Genomic DNA, 16,437 nt, shown 5'->3' with positions numbered 1-16,437 from the left:
TTTTGAATAAAAAAAAAGAAGCACTGACAGTGCTTCCTTTAGATGTTGTCTTAACCTTGGTATAACTTACGTAAAGGATCAGTAATTACCATATTAGCATCATCAATCAATTTACCCATTGCTTTTTCACGTTCCATCAATACTTTAATTGCTGGAAGTGTGTTCATTTTATTGGCAAGATCACGAGCAAATTTCATATCATCTTCTGTGATTTCTTGACCAGACATTTGTTTTTGTCTTAATTCATTTTGATTGTTTTGGAAATCAGTGAAAACCTTGTATGATTCTTTTTCTGCTTTTAAGGCATCAAAAGCATTTTTTAAATTAGTAAATTCTTCAGATTTTTCAACTGTTTCCTTCATTTTGTTAGCTTGTTCAATAATCTTGTTGTCTGACATACAATAATTCTCCTCTTAGTTATTATAGAATCATTTTAACATACCAAACCCGTTATTGTCCTAAGAAACTCTTAGCGTCATCGTAAAGAGTTTTCGCTGCACTCTTAGCTTTTTCAGTAACATTTTGATTAAATTTACCGATTTTATCAGAAATAGAACCCTTTGTATCATCCAATGAATCCACTAAATTACTATTTTTTTCCGCATAAAGGGTGGCTGCATCCTTAGTTTTAAATTGGGTTTGATCAGTATATGGTAAGATTTCTTGCATTTGATGTTTAAACAAGTAGTTAACACCGGTTCCACTCAAGTTTTCCAAATGGTGAGTGGTATTAGTGCTATCAAAACCTTCCCAGGTTGCAACCACAACATCTGGGGTATAACCAATAATCCATTTATCTCTCGTTGCATCAGCATCCTGACTATTATCAGCTTCTGTACTTCCTGTTTTACCAGCAATTGTATATCCGCTTGGTTTAGCACTTGCACCAGTCCCATTATTAAATACCCCCATCATCATACTGGTCATCTCACTAGCCGTAGATGCAGACATAATTTGGGTGGTATTGTCTTCGTGTTCAGCAACCGTTTTTCCAGTTGAATCAACAATCTTCGTAATATAGAATGGTTTAGACATTTTTCCATGGTTAGCAAAAGCAGTATAGGCCCCTGCCATTTGTTGTGGAGAAACACCACCAGATAAACCACCCAATGCAAGCGCAAGATTATTATCCTTTTTAGTGACTGGAAGTCCAAATTGTTGTACGGAATCAAATCCCTTATTAACCCCCATCTTATCTAATAACCATACTGCTGGAGCATTCAAACTTTGAGCCAAAGCTTGATACATTGGAACTTTTCCAGAATATTGGTCATTGTAGTTTTTAGGAGTGTAGTTATCCTTACCATATGACTTCTTGGTATCATTTAGCATTGAATCATAAGAGTAACCATTTTCAATGGCCGGCGTATAAACTGCCAGTGGCTTCATGGTTGATCCAGGTTGACGTTTAATATCAGTAGCTCGATTAAAGCCTCTGAAAACATCATTATTTCTACCACCAACGACTGCCTGAACTCCACCATTTTTAGGGTTGACTGCTATTGATGCAGCCTGAACTTTCGTTCCATCGGCAGCATTTTGTGGGAATAGACTAGGATTTTTAAAGTCACTTTGGAAACTACTTTGTTGTTGTTGATCCAAATTAGTATAAATTTTATATCCATCATTCATGATTTGTTTTTCGGTCAAACCATATTCATTGATTGCTTCATTGATAACTGCATCAAAATAAAATGGATATTTATAACTATTTTCATTTTCCAAGTTATCTTCCGTATCTAACGACTTATTTTGGTAAAATTTTAGTTGATTTTCCGGAATTTTTTGATTATCAGCCATTGCTTGTAGAACTATATTTCTACGACTTTTGGCAGCTTCTGGATGATCGATCGGATTATTACTTGGATTTTGTAACATACCCGCTAAAGCCGCAGCGTCTTCAACTGGTAGATTTTTAGCATCAACGCCAAAATATTTTCTAGAGGCATCTTGCACACCGTAAACCCCATTACCAAAGTAAGCATTATTCATATACATTGTTAAAATCTGTTTTTTAGAATAAATATTTTCAATTTCCACAGAAATGAATAATTCTTTAAATTTTCTGGAAATGGTTTGTTGTTGTGACAGCAATGTATTCTTGGCTAGTTGTTGCGAAATTGTACTACCACCACTGCTGATCATATGATTTCCAGTAACTCGATTTTTAATCGCTAGATAAAATGCTCTAGTAAAACCTTTTACCGAAAACCCGTGTTCATGATAAAAATTACGATCTTCAGTTGAAAGGATTGCATTTTCAATGTTGGGTGAAATCTCATCATAAGATACGTAAGATCCCTTTTGTGCATACAACTTACCCGCTTCTGCGTTTGACTTATCGTAAATTACTGTTGATCTAGATAAATTTGATTCCAAGTTTTTTACGTGAGCAGTTTTAGCAATGAAAGTTAGGTAGATTGAACCTAAAACCATGATTGAAAGAATTACCACAATTATCCATCTGGTTAACTGGTATCTTCTCCAATACTTCTTAATCCAGCTCCAAATAATACTAAAATATTTTTTTAAAAACTCTTTTATCTTATCCATTCAAAGGATTCTCCTCATACTAAGTTACTTAGTATTGTATCACAAAGAACTAAAATCAATTATTAGATAATAATAAAGACGATACCTAACAGAAGTTAAATATCGTCTTAAAATTACATTTCTTTTGGTGCTTTAACCCCAAGTAAACGTAGTGATTCAGTCAATACGATTGAAATACTTTGAACTAAAGCAAGTCTTGCACCTAGTTCATTATCTTCGCTTAAGATTCTAGTGTGTGCATAATATTTATTAAAACTTTTAGCTAATTTTAATGAATATTTAGCAATTACTGAAGGTTCAAATTCTTCATTAGCACGTTTTACTACATCTGGGAAAGATTGTAATAGTTTGATAATTTCCCAAGAGTCTTCGTCAGATAGAGAATTTCCATCAGCCTTAATTTCAATATCTTGAGCTTTTCTCAAAATGCTTTGAGATCTAGCGTTTGCGTATTGAACGTATGGTCCGGTTTCCCCTTCGAATTTCAATTGTTCTTGAACGTTAAAGTCAATGCTATCAATTCTTGAATTCTTTAGGTCACCAAAGATAATCGCACCCACTCCGACTTCATTGGCAACTTTATCTTTATCAGCTAAGGTTGGGTTCTTTTCAACGATTTGTTGTTTAGCAATCTTAACTGATTCATCTAAAACTTCATTTAATAAAATGATATTACCGTGTCTAGTTGATAACTTCTTACCATTCACAGTAATTAAACCAAATGGAATATGGTGTAACCCAGAGGCTGATTTTAATCCCATTTTCTTCAATACAGCTTTTAATTGCTTGAAGTAATAAGTTTGTTCAGAACCAACTGCATATAAATTCATCACTGGATGATAAGTTTTATCTCTATAAATAGCGGTTGCAATATCTCTAGTTACGTATAATGAAGCTCCATCAGTTTTCAAGATTAAAGCTGGATTTAAGTTTTCATCGCTTAAATCAACCACTGAAGCACCTTGAGAGATTTCCAATAAATTATCTTTCTTCAAAGTATCAACAACATCTTGTAACTTATCATTGTAGAATGATTCACCATTATAGGTATCAAATTCTACTCCAAGTTTTTTGTAGGTTTGATTGAATGCTTCTAGTGAAACATCTCTAAACCATTTCCATAGTTTAACGGCTTCTGGATCTCCATCTTCAAGCTTCTTAAACCAAACCCGTGCTTCATCATCGTATTCAGGATGTTCAATGTCTTCTTTATGGAAACGAATGTAGTATTGAACCAAATAATGAATTGGATCACGTCTAACATCGTCTTCGTTACCCCATTTTAAATAAGCAGTAATCAACTTACCAAATTGAGTTCCCCAATCACCTAAATGGTTATCCTTAACAGGTTTGTATCCATTTTTAGTAAGAATCTTAGCAATTGAATTACCAATTACAGTAGATCTTAAATGTCCCATTGACATTGGCTTAGCAATGTTTGGTGATGACATATCAATTGTTACAACTTGATCATCACCATTATGGTTGTCTCCAAAGTGTTCTTTTTTAGTTAACACATCTTTAATTACATCGCTACTTACTACTCCTTTACTCAAGAAGAAGTTAACGTATGGACCTGCTGCTTCGACCTTTTCAAAATCATCGCTTGCAATATTAGCAACAATATCTTGAGCAATCATTTGTGGTGCCTTGTGCATTTCCTTAGCTAAAATAAAAGCTGGGAATGATAAATCACCATTTTTAGCGATTTTTGGTTTTTCAATTTTACTATAAATATCTTCAGTTGCTACTTGACCATCAATAGCTTTAAAGACGGCGTCTGCTACAATTTTTTTGTAATCCATTTATTTCACTCCTTAAAAATAAAAACTCCTACATCAAAAAAGATGTAAGAGACGAGATAACCCGCGGTACCACTCTAGTTGGAATAAACCCACTTTGTTATTAATCTATTGTTCAAAAAAGCACGCTTTCATAGCTATAAAATAACTAGCTCCCATCATCCTAGCCTTGCTGTAAATTTATTCACTACTACTACTCTTTTAAGTTGGGATAAATATCCCAAAGCGGGCAACGGGAATCGGACCCGCGACGTAAGCTTGGGAAGCTCAAATTTTACCACTAAACTATGCCCGCATAACACCATCATTATAACATTATACGCTTAAAATGTCATTATAATAAAAGCTGCTATAATTAGATTAATGGAGGACCAATTATGCTAATCAATCTCATTATTTTTCTCTGGATTTTATTAATTGTTAATTTTATTTGGGGAATTAAACAAACTAAAGATAAATCAATTGTCAAATTAATGATGATGGGAAGAGCTATTTATTTTCTAATCTTAATTGGCGAAGTAATCTTAATCATTAGAAACTTCACTTCCAATCCCGCATTAGATTTAGCCAGTTTTAGTCTAACTGTTAGCTCAATCTCATTTGTTGATATTATCTATCAAAGAAAATTACAGGGAAATTTAAAATTATATTTAATATTTATCGCAATTTTCTTTATCTTAGTTTCAATTATCTCATTATTTTTAATTCCATAAAAAAAGTATGTAGATTATATCTACATACTTTTTATTTTGTTTGACTTGCTTTAGCCAATCGAATTGTTTCATTAACCAACTCAATTTGCGCATCAATTACGGGATAATCTGCACTACCAGCACGTTCTTCTGCAACTGAAATCTCTGTACATCCGAGAATTACCACATCACAATTCAAATCATTTACCATTTGATCTAAGATATGGTGATATAAATCACCATCAACCCAGTCTTGTTCCTTAACATCTTGATAAATTAATTCCATTGTCTCTTTGGCAATTTCTTGGGTTGGCATTACCAGTTCATAGCCGGCCGCTTTAATTGGCTTATCGTAAACACCATCTTTTAGCGTACCATTAGTGGCTATCAAACCAACTCGTTTAGCGTTAGGAAATTGATTTTTAATCGCTTCAACGGTCAAGTTGGGCATGTGTAGAATGGGAATGTCAGTTAAACTTTGTAATTTTTCAAAAAAGAAATGAGCCGTATTACATGGCAATGTGAAAAAATCAGGTTTTAATTTACTTTGTTGCTCAATGTCCTCTGCTAAAGGAGTAAGTGGACTCTCATTATTATCGGGATCAACAATGAAGTTAGTTCTATCAGGAACTGTAGCATGGTTAACCAAAATATAATTAAAATAATCTTGATCTTTATGAGCATCCGTTCGCTTGTTTAACTGGTGAATATAGGACTCAGTTGCCTGTGTCCCCATTCCTCCAAGGATTGTAAAAAACTTTTTCATAATAATTACCCTTTATTTATATAAAAATATTTTTTAAAACTTTTAGCATAGATATGATTCATCCACTCCATCAAAGCTAAACGCTTAAGATTTCTATCTTTGTCATACCAAAAAGTACAACCATATCTGCCCTCACGGAGTAATTTTTTTCCAATTTCTTTTTCTTTATTTTCTTTAGCGTATTTTTTAAAAACACGTTTTGGTACACCCAACCAAAGCATGTGTTTTTGGCCATCTTGATTAGCATAAACGGTTTTTTCATTTTTTAAACTATCTTCAACATAATCTTTAACGACCCATTGCGCTAGATTATATCCGTTTAACGTAACAAAGAAACTACTACGTCCTTGGCGAAGATTGATTTCAAACAATTTATATTTTTGATCACGACTATCCCATTTCATATCAAAGTTAGCGTAACCTGTATACTCAACTTTTTCCAAAAATGATTGGATTTGTTGATAAATTTCTTCATTGTATTCCGGTAGAATCGCAGTATAGTTACCGATTGCACCGGGTTTAGGATCTTCCAACAGTGGGTGTCCTAAACACATCATTTTAACCTGATGATTTTTATCAACGTAGGCATTTACTACCCGCATATTACTATCATCACCAGGAATAAAATCTTGAATAATCAAATCCGAAGTATAGCCATTTTTATAAATCTTATTTACAATATCCAAATATTCAGCTTCGCTATGAATCGTAAACGCTTTTTTTCGCCCTTCAAAATGAATATCAAGCCATTCAACACTATTGGTGGGTTTTAAAGCAATTGGAAACTCAAATGGTTGGTCTAAGTGTTCTGCTTCAAAGTCATCCTTAGAAATAATTTTAGTACCTGGATATGGTAGAGAAAACTTATCGCATAGCTTATAGAAGTTTTCTTTGCTATTTAGTTGTTTGATTAACGAATAATCCACGTATGGACAAACGAAGACATCCTCTAGCTCACTCTTATGTTTTGAAATTAATTCTGCATATCCATCTCCACAACCAATTAGAATCACCGGTTCTTGGTGGGAAGCATATCTTTCTTTAATTTTCATCATTGATTCAATCCAGGTAGGGTCTTCGCTGAATCCTGGAATAATTTCTAAATCAACAATTTTTGTATATCTAGTGGGAGCTAATCTTGTTTGAGCAAATGATTTAACTGGTTTTCCAGTTAGTTCATAAAATGAACGCGCCATTCCATAAACATTAAAATCACTCCCTAATAAGACGGGTGTAAAATTAGCTTTTTCTTTTGTCATTGATATTACCTCTACCTTCAATTCAATTGAAATTATACCATTAATTACTACACCCAATAATGATAATCACTCTAATTTCGTTTAATTATAAGTTTATTAATAAATCCTTTACTACTACGGAATCACTAGGATATGGAACGTCTTTACCATTGATTTTTTGGTAAGGATCTTGCCCTTTACCAATCACAACTGTAATATCGCTAACATTACTATTTTCAATTGCAAATTTAATTGCCTTTTCCCGATCTAACTCAAAATCAACTTTGACCCGGTCATGATTAATATAAGAATCAATTTCTTGAGCAATCTTCAATGGATCTTCAAATGCTGGATCATCAGTTGTTAAGATGGCAACATCGGCCTCTTCACTTAAAGCTTTTCCAAAGCCCTCACGACGATCAATTCCTTTGTTACCTGGACTTCCAACTACCACCGTAACTTTTCCATCAGAATTATTTCTCTTTAAAAAGCTGAGCAATGCCTTAGTACTAGCATAGTTATGGGCGTAATCAACATAAACGGTTCCGTGCTGCTTACTTTGGTACATTTCCATTCGTCCTGGTATTTGAGTTGTTTTAATTCCTTCAAACACATCACTTCTGGTAAAACCAGCTAACCCAGCTGAAATAATTGCATCAACCGCGTTAGATTCATTATAGTCACCGGGAATTCCAATGCTATATTCACCAGCTAAGCTTAATTTTTGTGCCTTTTTTGAGATTGCTTCTAATTTTATCTTACTGTCAGTCAATGTATCTTCTTGATTGTCGAAAATAAAATCTAAATCAACGGGAACATCAATATCTGCACCATTTCGTGCAAATAAATAGATGTTTTCCGGATCACATGTAGCTTTGGCAGTATGATATACATCATCAAAGTTAGTGGTCTCTGCATTAATAATCATGGAATTAGAATTGACAATTAACTGTTCTTTACAATATAAATAGTTGGCAAAAGTTGGATGTTCATTTTGTCCAACATGATCAGGTGAAATATTTAAAAATGAACCAACATTGTATTTTAAGCCATAAACTCGATTTTTTAGGTAGGCTTGAGAAGAAACTTCCATCACTAAATATTTCATTCCATTTTCAACCGCTTTATTCATGTATCTAAATAAGTCCATTGATTCTGGCGTAGTCAATTGTGATTTAAAAGTATCTTCTGGTTGGTTACCCAACACCGTATTAACCGTTGAAAATAAAGCAGTTTTATTATTAGTAGCTTTTTTAATTGCATCATATATAAAATAGGATGAGGTAGTTTTCCCCTTAGTACCTGTAATAGCAATTACAAATAACTTGTTTTGGGGGAAATTAAAGTATGCTGCCGATAAAACTGACATTGCTTTTTGAATGTCTTTAACAATTATTTCGGTCATGCCCGCACTTTCATTTAAGTGATTTTCCGAAACAACACCGATTGCACCATTTACCTTGGCACTTTGTAAAAATTCTGGTTTAAAATTACCTTTGCAGAAAAACAATGAATCTTTTTTTAAATCTCGAGAATCGTAACTAATATAATTAAATTCAGTTTGTTGCTTAGTTACGTTTATATCTTTTAATAAATCATGCTCCATTAAGAGAGTTCTTATCTCATCAATATTTAAGGACAATTTACTTACCTCGTTTCGTCCATTTTATATGTTAATTTTTTTGTACAACAATACTCCTAATTTTAGCAAATTAAACGCAAAAAACAAAATATAAAAAGAAGCTAAACAAAATTGTTTAGCTTCTTTTTAATTAAACTATTATTTAGATTCATCCATCTTGCTAATATCAACCTTATCAAGTTGATCACTAATTTGATTAATAACATTTAGTGAATCATTGATTTCTTTTTGAGTTAAACCTAAAATGTCATAACAATGATTTACATGAGCAAAAATCTCATCTTTCATTTCTTCAGCATGTTCAGTTATACTGATGTTAACAACCCGTTCATCTTCAGTTGAACGTTCCTTAGTTACCCAGTTGTTTTTCTGTAATCTTTTTAGTAATGGTGTTAGAGTACCACTATCAAGATCCACATATGATCCAAGTTCTCTAACAGTTATTGGTGAATGTGCCCATAGTACAAGCATAACTGCATATTGTGGGTACGTTAAACCGTAACTATCCAAAACATGTTGGTAGAAACGATTAAACTTTTTATTAGCACTATAAATACCAAAACAGAGTTCGCCATCGATTTTTCTGCTATTGTCTTTAATATCCAATTTCATATACCTCTATCACTAAATTTTATTTTAAACAAAAATAATATATACACACGTTCTATCTAATTATATACCATCTTTTAGAGAATTAAATAATTATAAATATAATTAAAAGCTTAACAGCGTTATACTTAATTTTACATGAAAAAATTAAATTTGTCATCATCTAAATAATAATAAGACTAAATGACTTTAATTTTCAATAAATATAACATATTTTAAAGAAAAGAGTTAATTAAATGAACATTTTTTTAATTTTTATTTCGGGAATGTTCGGAGGTTTACTAAGATATTCAATCTCTGATTATATAATATTTAGTTCATTCCCGCTTATAACCCTATTAATAAATTTATCTGGAGCATTTTTTCTACCATTTTGGACTGACTATTTGGGAGCCAAAATAGGATTTTCAGAAAAATATACAAAAATTTTGGGAACTGGCTTTATCGGTTCTTTTACAACCTTTTCGGGAATGATTCTTGATTCCTACAAATTATTACAAGTCCATCAAACCAACTTATTTTTCATTTACCTATTTTTAAACGTTGTTTGTGGACTAGTCTTAGCAATTCTAGGCGATAATCTAGCAAATCATTTAAATGAAAGGAAGCAACTATAGTATGAACTACCTTTATTTTGGGATTGGTACCGGATTAGGTGCGGTAATTCGCTTCTTAACTACAAATATATTTAAACAAAATAATTTAGGTCTTTACGCAACATTCTTGGTAAATATGGTTGGCTGTCTAATCGCCGGAATTATTTTTGCACTAAATCAAAATAGTTTAGTAATAGTGGGAATGTTTGGATTCATCGGTGGATTAACCACTTTTTCAACTTTTAATGCTGAAAATGCTAATTTTTATTTTAGTTACCAGTTTAAAAACATCTTCATTTATATGCTTTCCAGTTACTCACTAGGCTTAATACTATGTGGGCTAGGTTTCTTATTAACTTCAGGACTTAGCAAATAAAATTATTCTTTTTAATTAATCAATTCGTTCAATCTTGGCTAAACTTAATAATTTATCATCATTAATTTCAAATAAATTATCATAAGTTTGACTTAAAAACTTAGCCGGCTGATTACGAAATTGTTTCATCGCTTCTTCTGCGACTGCCGGTAAGATTGCAGTTGCCAAAGCTATCTCGTTAATTTTCTGCGAATTACTTAAGAAAACTGCCAAAATTGCATCTAAAACATCACCCATTCCCACATTTACAGATAACATCGGAGCATTATTTTGAATTAAATAGGTTTCCTTTCCATCCGTAACAATATCTGATTCACCAGAAACCACAATTACGCAGCCCAAAATTTGGGCTGCTTTTTTTGCAATTTTAATTCCATCACCCGAACCAGATCCTGAATCAATCCCTTTTGAGTTCCATTCCAGATTAATTAAACTCGCAATTTCACCTAAATTTCCGCGAATTAACGTGACATCAACCTTAGATAAAATTTCTTGAGCCCGCTGAAATCTAACTTTAGAAGCACCCACGGCAACCGGATCAAAGACCACTGGAATTTTAAATTTATTAGCGGCTTTCCCAACTTTTAGGATTAAATTTTGTGAAGCTAGTGTTGTTGATCCTAAATTCAAAGAAACTGAATTAGAAAGTTTAGTTAGTTCGCTTGCTTCTAATTCATCTTCTAACATTATGGGAGATCCGCCTATAAAATTAGTAGCATCAGCTACATGCTGTGGAGTAACATGATTGGCAACATGTAATACAATTGGATTCTTTTTACGAATAGCTTCAATTATTTTAGTCATTTTCTCCCCCTCTTTTTAAAGTCTGCACAGTAGCCTCAATATTTGAGCTTTGTGTAATTGCCGAAATCACTGCCACACCATTTATCTGAGAATTCTTCAACTGCGAAATATTGGTTAGATTAATTCCACCGATTGCAACGGTTGGCAAACTAACCTTCTGGACAATTTCTTCTAATTTAGCCATTCCAATTGGGAATTGAGCATCACTTTTACTACTAGTTTTAAAAAGTGGACCAATTCCCACATAATCACAATCTTTTAATTCCAAACGAGATTTTGCTAAATCAGACAAACTATGAATTGATAATCCAATCATAATATTTTTATTTTGTTGCCTAATTTTGAAAACTCGTTCATCTGATTGACCAACATGAATTCCTTCTGCAGAGATTGCACTTGCCAATTCAAAATCATCATCAACAAATAGAGGAATCTCATACCTTTGTGTTACTTCGTGAATCTTTTTTCCTAAAGTAACTTTTTCTGAATAATTCAGTAAACTACCATCTTTTTCCCGAAATTGAATTGTGGTAACACCGGATTTGCAAGCTTTTTCAACTATTTCTAATAATTTTTCTTCACTGTTTGAAACATTTTGCGTTCCAATTACTAGATATATTTTCAACATTTCTGGCTTAAATTTCATCATTTTACCAACCTCCATGATTTAGCGGACCATGTCCATGACCAACTATGAACGGTTTCTCAATAATAGAGTGCAAATACTGATGTGCCAATTTAATTGAAGTAGTCAAATCCTTTTCTTGTGCTAAAAATGCTGTAATTGCCGCTGATAAAGTATCTCCGGTTCCATGGGTTCTACTAGTTCTTATTCGGTTAGATTGCAACCAGTATCCATCTTGATTAGCAATTTTCACAAAATCAAAGACTTTTTCACCTTTAGCATGGCCACCTTTGATAATTACGTTTTTAGCTCCCATTAATTGCAAAGAGTTGGCAACCTTAACAATTTCTTCGTTCTTTTTAATTTCTTGTCCACTTAATAATTCTGCTTCTGGAAGATTAGGAGTAAGCAAATACGCATGGGGTAACAATTCATTTTTTAACGTTGCCACAGCTTCATCTGTTAATAAATGAGCTCCTCCTTTTGCAATCATCACTGGATCAACAACTAATTTTTCAATCCGATATTTCATTATATTTTTAACAACTATGCTTACGTGTTCCCCATCAAATAATGCTCCCGTTTTAGCAGCTTTAATCTCAAAATCAGAAAAAACGGACTGGAATTGCTGATTAATAATTTTTTCTGGTAAGGGATAAATATCCTGAACCCCCAGTGTATTTTGCGCCGTTATTCCAACCAAAACGTTTGTACTAAACGTTTTGCAGGCCTGCATTGTTTTAATGTCTGCTTCCATTCCTGCTCCACCACCTGAGTCATTACCAGCAATAGTTAGTGCTTCTGGAAACTGTTTTAAATTATCCAATTTATAAATCCTCCACCGCTTGTCTAAAGAAGTCTAATTCGTATTCACAACTTTTTTCAAAAGCAGTGATAGCCTGATTAAATTCAAAATCATTAACATTTCGACCTAATTGATTTAGTACCTCGAACATTTTAGAAGTAAAATCATTCTTTTTGCTTGAGTAAAATTGTAACCATTCTTTAAACGGGTTATTACTATCAATGCTGATATTTTGCAAAACTTGGTCTGCTAGATACGAATATACATACGGACAAGCCTGCATCGCTGCCAATCCAATACTTGGAGATTTTTCAACAGATTCTTGCAAATGAATCAAATATAAATGGGTTGTTAGCTTCATTTGAATTTTTTCACTCATTACTTGCTGATTAGTTCTTACTGCCGCTTTTAGCAAAACATCATGAGCAATATTTTCTCCCTTAAGATTTTTAATTACTTCTTGATAATCTTTGGGTTGAATGATTTTTAAAAGCTGTGAATCTAACTTTATAAACTCTTCTAAATATAAATTATCCTGTTGGACGTAATTCACCAAAACATCGGTAGAAAGATGTCCTTTAATGATTCCCTTTATAAATGAATCTTCAAATAATTCCGGCAATAACTTTTCTACGCTATTTTTCATTTCGGTTGCTAATAACTGTTCTTCCATTACTAATCTCCATTCCTATTTTTACTAAATAAAAAAAGCCCCAGCAATGAGCTGAGGGCTAATCTTTCAATGTAAATAAAGATAGTCAAAGAAATACCCAGTTATCCCTATAACCAGGTAGTAAGTTTCCTGCGCTAGTATTAGCTAGATCAGGTTCTATGGGTATTATCTCAGCTCAAGGCACCCCAACTTATTATTTAGATAGTTTGAGTCTAGCATATATTTTAAAAAAATAACAATCAACCTCAATTTACATTAATAAATTACAAGTTAATTAATATAAATTTATTAAGAAAGCTAAATAATCGGTTTAATAAAATTTAAAATTGTATACTGAAATTTAATAAATAATTTATAAGGAGATTTATATGAACAAATCACGATTAGAAGCATTTACTGACGCCGTTATTGCCATTATTGTTACGATAATGGTACTTGAATTAAAAGTTCCAGAAAGTCCTACTTTTGAAGCTATTTTTGAAAAGGCACCCTACTTTTTTGCATACATAGTTAGTTCGTTCTTCATTGGAGTTGCCTGGTACAACCATCACTACATGTTTACCTTGTCCAAACATATTACTAAGAAAATATATTGGTTAAATAATTTATGGTTATTTTCAATGTCCTTAATTCCTGTTGCAACCGCTTGGGTGGGAGAATTTGTCAATGATCGAGATCCCGAAATATTTTATCTTCTAATTTTTGCATTCTGGAGTTATGCTTATCTATTCTTAAGTAAAGCCCTCGCAAATCAATTAGAAAATGATGGCGGTCCTGCTGAAAAAATAAGAAGGATGTTTATTTATCGGTTCATGAATAGCATCTGGTATCCAGTTATTCTCGTAATTATGATCATTATTGTATTCGTCTTCCCTCCAATTGGTCTTTTAATTGGGTTAATTGAAGTAATTGTTAATGGGATTAAAACAACACCTGATAGTGATCAGCTAGATGAATTTATAGATTAAATCTTAAAAACCATGAGAAAGTAATTGTTCTCATGGCTTTTTTATTATTTAAAAGATTATTATTCGTTTTTAAAGCAAAATAATATTTATTAGGTATAATTGTAATTAATATGTAATTTATAAAATATATAATAAATGTGAGACTCTAAAAATGAAAAAAATAATCAGCAATATTTATGAATTTATAATAATTCTATTAGCATTAATATCTATCGCAATGGTAATTTTAGACTTCTCAAAAATGATTAACATCGAAAAACATCCATTCAGTATAATCGATCAATCTATTTGGTTAATATTTATTTTAGACTATGGAATTGGATTTATACTATCAAAGAATAAAAAAGACTTTATAACTCATCATATCTTTGATTTATTAGCAATTATTCCAGTAAATTCAGTTTTCACAATATTTAAAGCTTTTAGAATAACTAAACTATTAAAATTAAATAAACTGATGAAATTATCTAAACTACTTAGATTTATTGGTGTTGCAGGTAAATTAAACAGAAGAATTGAAAAATTTTTAAAAACTAATGGTTTTATTTATATTCTATTAGTTGTTATTTCAATTTTAGTGGTTGCTTCTCTCCTATTCTCCCTATCGGAAAATATTTCTTTTGATAAGTCGTTATGGTGGTCCATTACAACTTCAACGACCGTTGGATATGGTGATATTAGTCCTGTAACCAAAATTGGAAAACTCATTGCAATTGTATTAATGTTGGTTGGTATCAGTTTCGTTGGAATTTTAACCAGTACTTTTACTGCTTATTTTACACATGAAGAGGAAAATAAACGTTCAAATGCTGATGAAATCAGAAAATTCAAATCATTGCTAGATGATGACATAATTACTAAAGATGAATTTGAAAAAAAGAAAAATCAATTACTTAATAATTAGCTGTTATAAATTAAAATCATGATTATTAATATGTATAAACGGGCAAAATACGGACAAAATTATTCAAGGATACCAAATTTTTACAAACAAAAAAGGCTTTGTACCAACGTTTTACCGTTCATACAAAGCCTTTGAAACTTTAAATTATGCCGAGAGCGGGGGTCGAACCCGCACGATCGCAATGATCACTGGATTTTGAGTCCAGCGCGTCTGCCAATTCCGCCATCTCGGCAAATGATTACTTAAAATCATAAGGCGGTAGTCGGATTTGAACCGACGATAAAGGTTTTGCAGACCTCTGCCTTACCACTTGGCTATACCGCCATGAATCTAAAGAATTGCCCCCTACTTCCAAATAAAGGAAGGTAAGAAAAAGGGCGGTAGATGGGAATCGAACCCACGCGTGTCGGTACCACAAACCGATGTGTTAACCACTTCACCACTACCGCCATAACATTATAAACAGGGATAGCAGGAATCGAACCCGCATTAGCGGTTTTGGAGACCGATGTACTACCGTTATACTATATCCCTATAAGTAAATGGAGGGGAGTGGATTCGAACCACCGAACCCGAAGGAGCGGATTTACAGTCCGCCGCGTTTAGCCAGACTTCGCTACCCCTCCATAAATGGCGCTGGACAGAATCGAACTGCCGACACACGGAGCTTCAATCCGTTGCTCTACCAACTGAGCTACAGAGCCATGTCCCACTTATGTTTATATATGTTAAATATTTAATTATAGTTGCTATTAACAACTACGGTCCGTACGAGACTCGAACTCGTGATCTCCTGCGTGACAGGCAGGCGTCTTAAACCGACTGGACCAACGGACCATGTTGATCAATGGAGGATACAGGGCTCGAACCTGTGACATCCTGCTTGTAAGGCAGACGCTCTCCCAACTGAGCTAATCCTCCAAAATGACCCGCACGGGATTCGAACCCATGTTACTGCCGTGAAAGGGCAGTGTCTTAACCACTTGACCAGCGGGTCATATTAATATCTTACGGAGAGTGAGGGATTCGAACCCTCGAAACAGACTTTAATCCGTTTACATCATTTCCAATGATGCTCCTTCGGCCAGCTCGGACAACTCTCCATAATACTCCGACAGGCGGGCTCGAACCGTCGACAACCTGATTAACAGTCAGGTGCTCTACCAACTGAGCTATGTCGGAATAATTGATTTTTGCAGGCCTTGAACAAGACAACTACATCATTATACATGACATTAAGAATCAATGTCAAGAAGAAATTTAAATAAATAATTTCTTTAAACTTGGTAATTGCTAACCAAATCAACAATCAATATATTACCAACATTTTTTAGGTTCGTCAACAACTTTTTTATATTAAAATTTCATTAGATTTTAGTTTAGA

General features: G+C 33.1%; 16 protein-coding genes, 12 tRNA genes and 1 riboswitch. Of the genes, 5 read left to right on the top strand and 23 right to left on the bottom strand.

Annotated elements, in window-relative coordinates:
• Window positions 1-50 precede the first annotated feature (50 nt).
• The 4 genes from R4B61_RS05175 to R4B61_RS05160 form a co-directional block, all read right to left on the bottom strand.
• Window positions 51-398, bottom strand: a complete 348-nt coding sequence (locus R4B61_RS05175; protein WP_413627203.1) for a YlbF family regulator — start codon at window positions 396-398, stop codon at window positions 51-53.
• Window positions 399-450: 52 nt separating this feature from the next.
• The gene (locus tag R4B61_RS05170) at window positions 451-2,553 is read right to left on the bottom strand and encodes a transglycosylase domain-containing protein (protein WP_413627202.1); all 2,103 of its coding nucleotides are present in this window, start codon (window positions 2,551-2,553) and stop codon (window positions 451-453) included.
• 113 nt (window positions 2,554-2,666) lie between these two features.
• Window positions 2,667-4,358, bottom strand: a complete 1,692-nt coding sequence (gene argS, locus R4B61_RS05165) for an arginine--tRNA ligase (RefSeq protein WP_413627201.1) — start codon at window positions 4,356-4,358, stop codon at window positions 2,667-2,669.
• A gap of 221 nt (window positions 4,359-4,579) precedes the next feature.
• A tRNA-Gly gene (locus R4B61_RS05160) sits at window positions 4,580-4,650 on the bottom strand.
• Between the two features lie 82 nt (window positions 4,651-4,732).
• On the opposite strand from R4B61_RS05160, the gene R4B61_RS05155 reads away from it, so the two are divergent.
• Window positions 4,733-5,068, top strand: coding sequence for a DUF1516 family protein (locus tag R4B61_RS05155; protein WP_413627200.1), 336 nt, complete (start codon window positions 4,733-4,735; stop codon window positions 5,066-5,068).
• Window positions 5,069-5,099: 31 nt separating this feature from the next.
• On the opposite strand, the gene R4B61_RS05150 is transcribed toward R4B61_RS05155, so the two are convergent.
• The 4 genes from R4B61_RS05150 to R4B61_RS05135 form a co-directional block, all read right to left on the bottom strand.
• Window positions 5,100-5,813 carry an aspartate/glutamate racemase family protein gene (locus R4B61_RS05150; protein ID WP_413627199.1) on the bottom strand — a complete coding sequence of 238 codons (714 nt, stop codon included), beginning with the start codon at window positions 5,811-5,813 and terminating at the stop codon, window positions 5,100-5,102.
• Window positions 5,814-5,818: 5 nt separating this feature from the next.
• The gene (locus R4B61_RS05145; RefSeq protein WP_413627198.1) at window positions 5,819-7,072 is read right to left on the bottom strand and encodes a carboxylate--amine ligase; all 1,254 of its coding nucleotides are present in this window, start codon (window positions 7,070-7,072) and stop codon (window positions 5,819-5,821) included.
• A gap of 85 nt (window positions 7,073-7,157) precedes the next feature.
• On the bottom strand, window positions 7,158-8,693 hold the full coding sequence (locus R4B61_RS05140) for a UDP-N-acetylmuramoyl-L-alanyl-D-glutamate--2,6-diaminopimelate ligase (protein WP_413627197.1): 1,536 nt from the start codon (window positions 8,691-8,693) through the stop codon (window positions 7,158-7,160).
• A gap of 138 nt (window positions 8,694-8,831) precedes the next feature.
• Entirely contained in the window at window positions 8,832-9,305 is a 474-nt protein-coding gene (locus tag R4B61_RS05135) for a MarR family winged helix-turn-helix transcriptional regulator (protein WP_413627196.1), read from the bottom strand.
• Window positions 9,306-9,538: 233 nt separating this feature from the next.
• On the opposite strand from R4B61_RS05135, the gene R4B61_RS05130 reads away from it, so the two are divergent.
• Window positions 9,539-9,919, top strand: coding sequence for a fluoride efflux transporter FluC (locus R4B61_RS05130; protein WP_413627195.1), 381 nt, complete (start codon window positions 9,539-9,541; stop codon window positions 9,917-9,919).
• Window position 9,920: 1 nt separating this feature from the next.
• Window positions 9,921-10,274 carry a fluoride efflux transporter FluC gene (locus tag R4B61_RS05125; RefSeq protein WP_413627194.1) on the top strand — a complete coding sequence of 118 codons (354 nt, stop codon included), beginning with the start codon at window positions 9,921-9,923 and terminating at the stop codon, window positions 10,272-10,274.
• A 15-nt stretch (window positions 10,275-10,289) separates the two neighbouring features.
• On the opposite strand, the gene thiM is transcribed toward R4B61_RS05125, so the two are convergent.
• The 4 genes from thiM to R4B61_RS05105 are packed head-to-tail and all read right to left on the bottom strand — an operon-like array spanning window position 10,290 to window position 13,181.
• Entirely contained in the window at window positions 10,290-11,078 is a 789-nt protein-coding gene (gene thiM, locus R4B61_RS05120; protein WP_413627193.1) for a hydroxyethylthiazole kinase, read from the bottom strand.
• Window positions 11,071-11,727 carry a thiamine phosphate synthase gene (thiE, locus tag R4B61_RS05115; protein WP_413627192.1) on the bottom strand — a complete coding sequence of 219 codons (657 nt, stop codon included), beginning with the start codon at window positions 11,725-11,727 and terminating at the stop codon, window positions 11,071-11,073. The genes thiM and thiE overlap by 8 nt, the downstream gene beginning before the upstream one ends.
• Window position 11,728: 1 nt before the next feature.
• The gene (thiD, locus tag R4B61_RS05110) at window positions 11,729-12,529 is read right to left on the bottom strand and encodes a bifunctional hydroxymethylpyrimidine kinase/phosphomethylpyrimidine kinase (RefSeq protein WP_413627191.1); all 801 of its coding nucleotides are present in this window, start codon (window positions 12,527-12,529) and stop codon (window positions 11,729-11,731) included.
• 1 nt (window position 12,530) lies between these two features.
• Window positions 12,531-13,181, bottom strand: a complete 651-nt coding sequence (locus R4B61_RS05105) for a hypothetical protein (RefSeq protein WP_413627190.1) — start codon at window positions 13,179-13,181, stop codon at window positions 12,531-12,533.
• 109 nt (window positions 13,182-13,290) lie between these two features.
• Window positions 13,291-13,379: riboswitch (TPP riboswitch) on the bottom strand.
• Window positions 13,380-13,549: 170 nt separating this feature from the next.
• Here R4B61_RS05105 and R4B61_RS05100 point away from each other — a divergent pair.
• Both R4B61_RS05100 and R4B61_RS05095 read left to right on the top strand, forming a co-directional pair.
• Window positions 13,550-14,149: a TMEM175 family protein gene (locus R4B61_RS05100; RefSeq protein WP_413627189.1), complete on the top strand. Its 600-nt coding sequence runs from the start codon at window positions 13,550-13,552 to the stop codon at window positions 14,147-14,149.
• Window positions 14,150-14,300: 151 nt separating this feature from the next.
• The gene (locus R4B61_RS05095) at window positions 14,301-15,053 is read left to right on the top strand and encodes an ion channel (protein WP_413627188.1); all 753 of its coding nucleotides are present in this window, start codon (window positions 14,301-14,303) and stop codon (window positions 15,051-15,053) included.
• Window positions 15,054-15,200: 147 nt separating this feature from the next.
• On the opposite strand, the gene R4B61_RS05090 is transcribed toward R4B61_RS05095, so the two are convergent.
• The 11 genes from R4B61_RS05090 to R4B61_RS05040 all read right to left on the bottom strand — a co-directional run bounded on the left by R4B61_RS05090 (window position 15,201) and on the right by R4B61_RS05040 (window position 16,235).
• Window positions 15,201-15,285 (bottom strand) — tRNA-Leu (locus R4B61_RS05090).
• Between the two features lie 21 nt (window positions 15,286-15,306).
• Window positions 15,307-15,377 (bottom strand) — tRNA-Cys (locus R4B61_RS05085).
• 52 nt (window positions 15,378-15,429) lie between these two features.
• Window positions 15,430-15,502, bottom strand: a tRNA-His gene (locus tag R4B61_RS05080).
• A 14-nt stretch (window positions 15,503-15,516) separates the two neighbouring features.
• Window positions 15,517-15,587: transfer RNA gene (locus R4B61_RS05075), tRNA-Trp, on the bottom strand.
• Window positions 15,588-15,596: 9 nt separating this feature from the next.
• Window positions 15,597-15,679, bottom strand: a tRNA-Tyr gene (locus R4B61_RS05070).
• 5 nt (window positions 15,680-15,684) lie between these two features.
• Window positions 15,685-15,757 (bottom strand) — tRNA-Phe (locus R4B61_RS05065).
• A 58-nt stretch (window positions 15,758-15,815) separates the two neighbouring features.
• Window positions 15,816-15,890 (bottom strand) — tRNA-Asp (locus tag R4B61_RS05060).
• Between the two features lie 11 nt (window positions 15,891-15,901).
• Window positions 15,902-15,974: transfer RNA gene (locus R4B61_RS05055), tRNA-Val, on the bottom strand.
• A 4-nt stretch (window positions 15,975-15,978) separates the two neighbouring features.
• Window positions 15,979-16,050: transfer RNA gene (locus tag R4B61_RS05050), tRNA-Glu, on the bottom strand.
• 14 nt (window positions 16,051-16,064) lie between these two features.
• Window positions 16,065-16,156, bottom strand: a tRNA-Ser gene (locus tag R4B61_RS05045).
• Window positions 16,157-16,162: 6 nt separating this feature from the next.
• Window positions 16,163-16,235: transfer RNA gene (locus R4B61_RS05040), tRNA-Asn, on the bottom strand.
• Between the last annotated feature and the right edge of the window lie 202 nt (window positions 16,236-16,437).

The organism is Fructilactobacillus vespulae (assembly GCF_047324295.1).
Lineage (GTDB): Bacteria > Bacillota > Bacilli > Lactobacillales > Lactobacillaceae > Fructilactobacillus > Fructilactobacillus vespulae.
The sequence above is the reverse complement of the archived record's forward strand: the minus strand, read 5'-3'. Positions and strand labels throughout refer to the sequence as shown.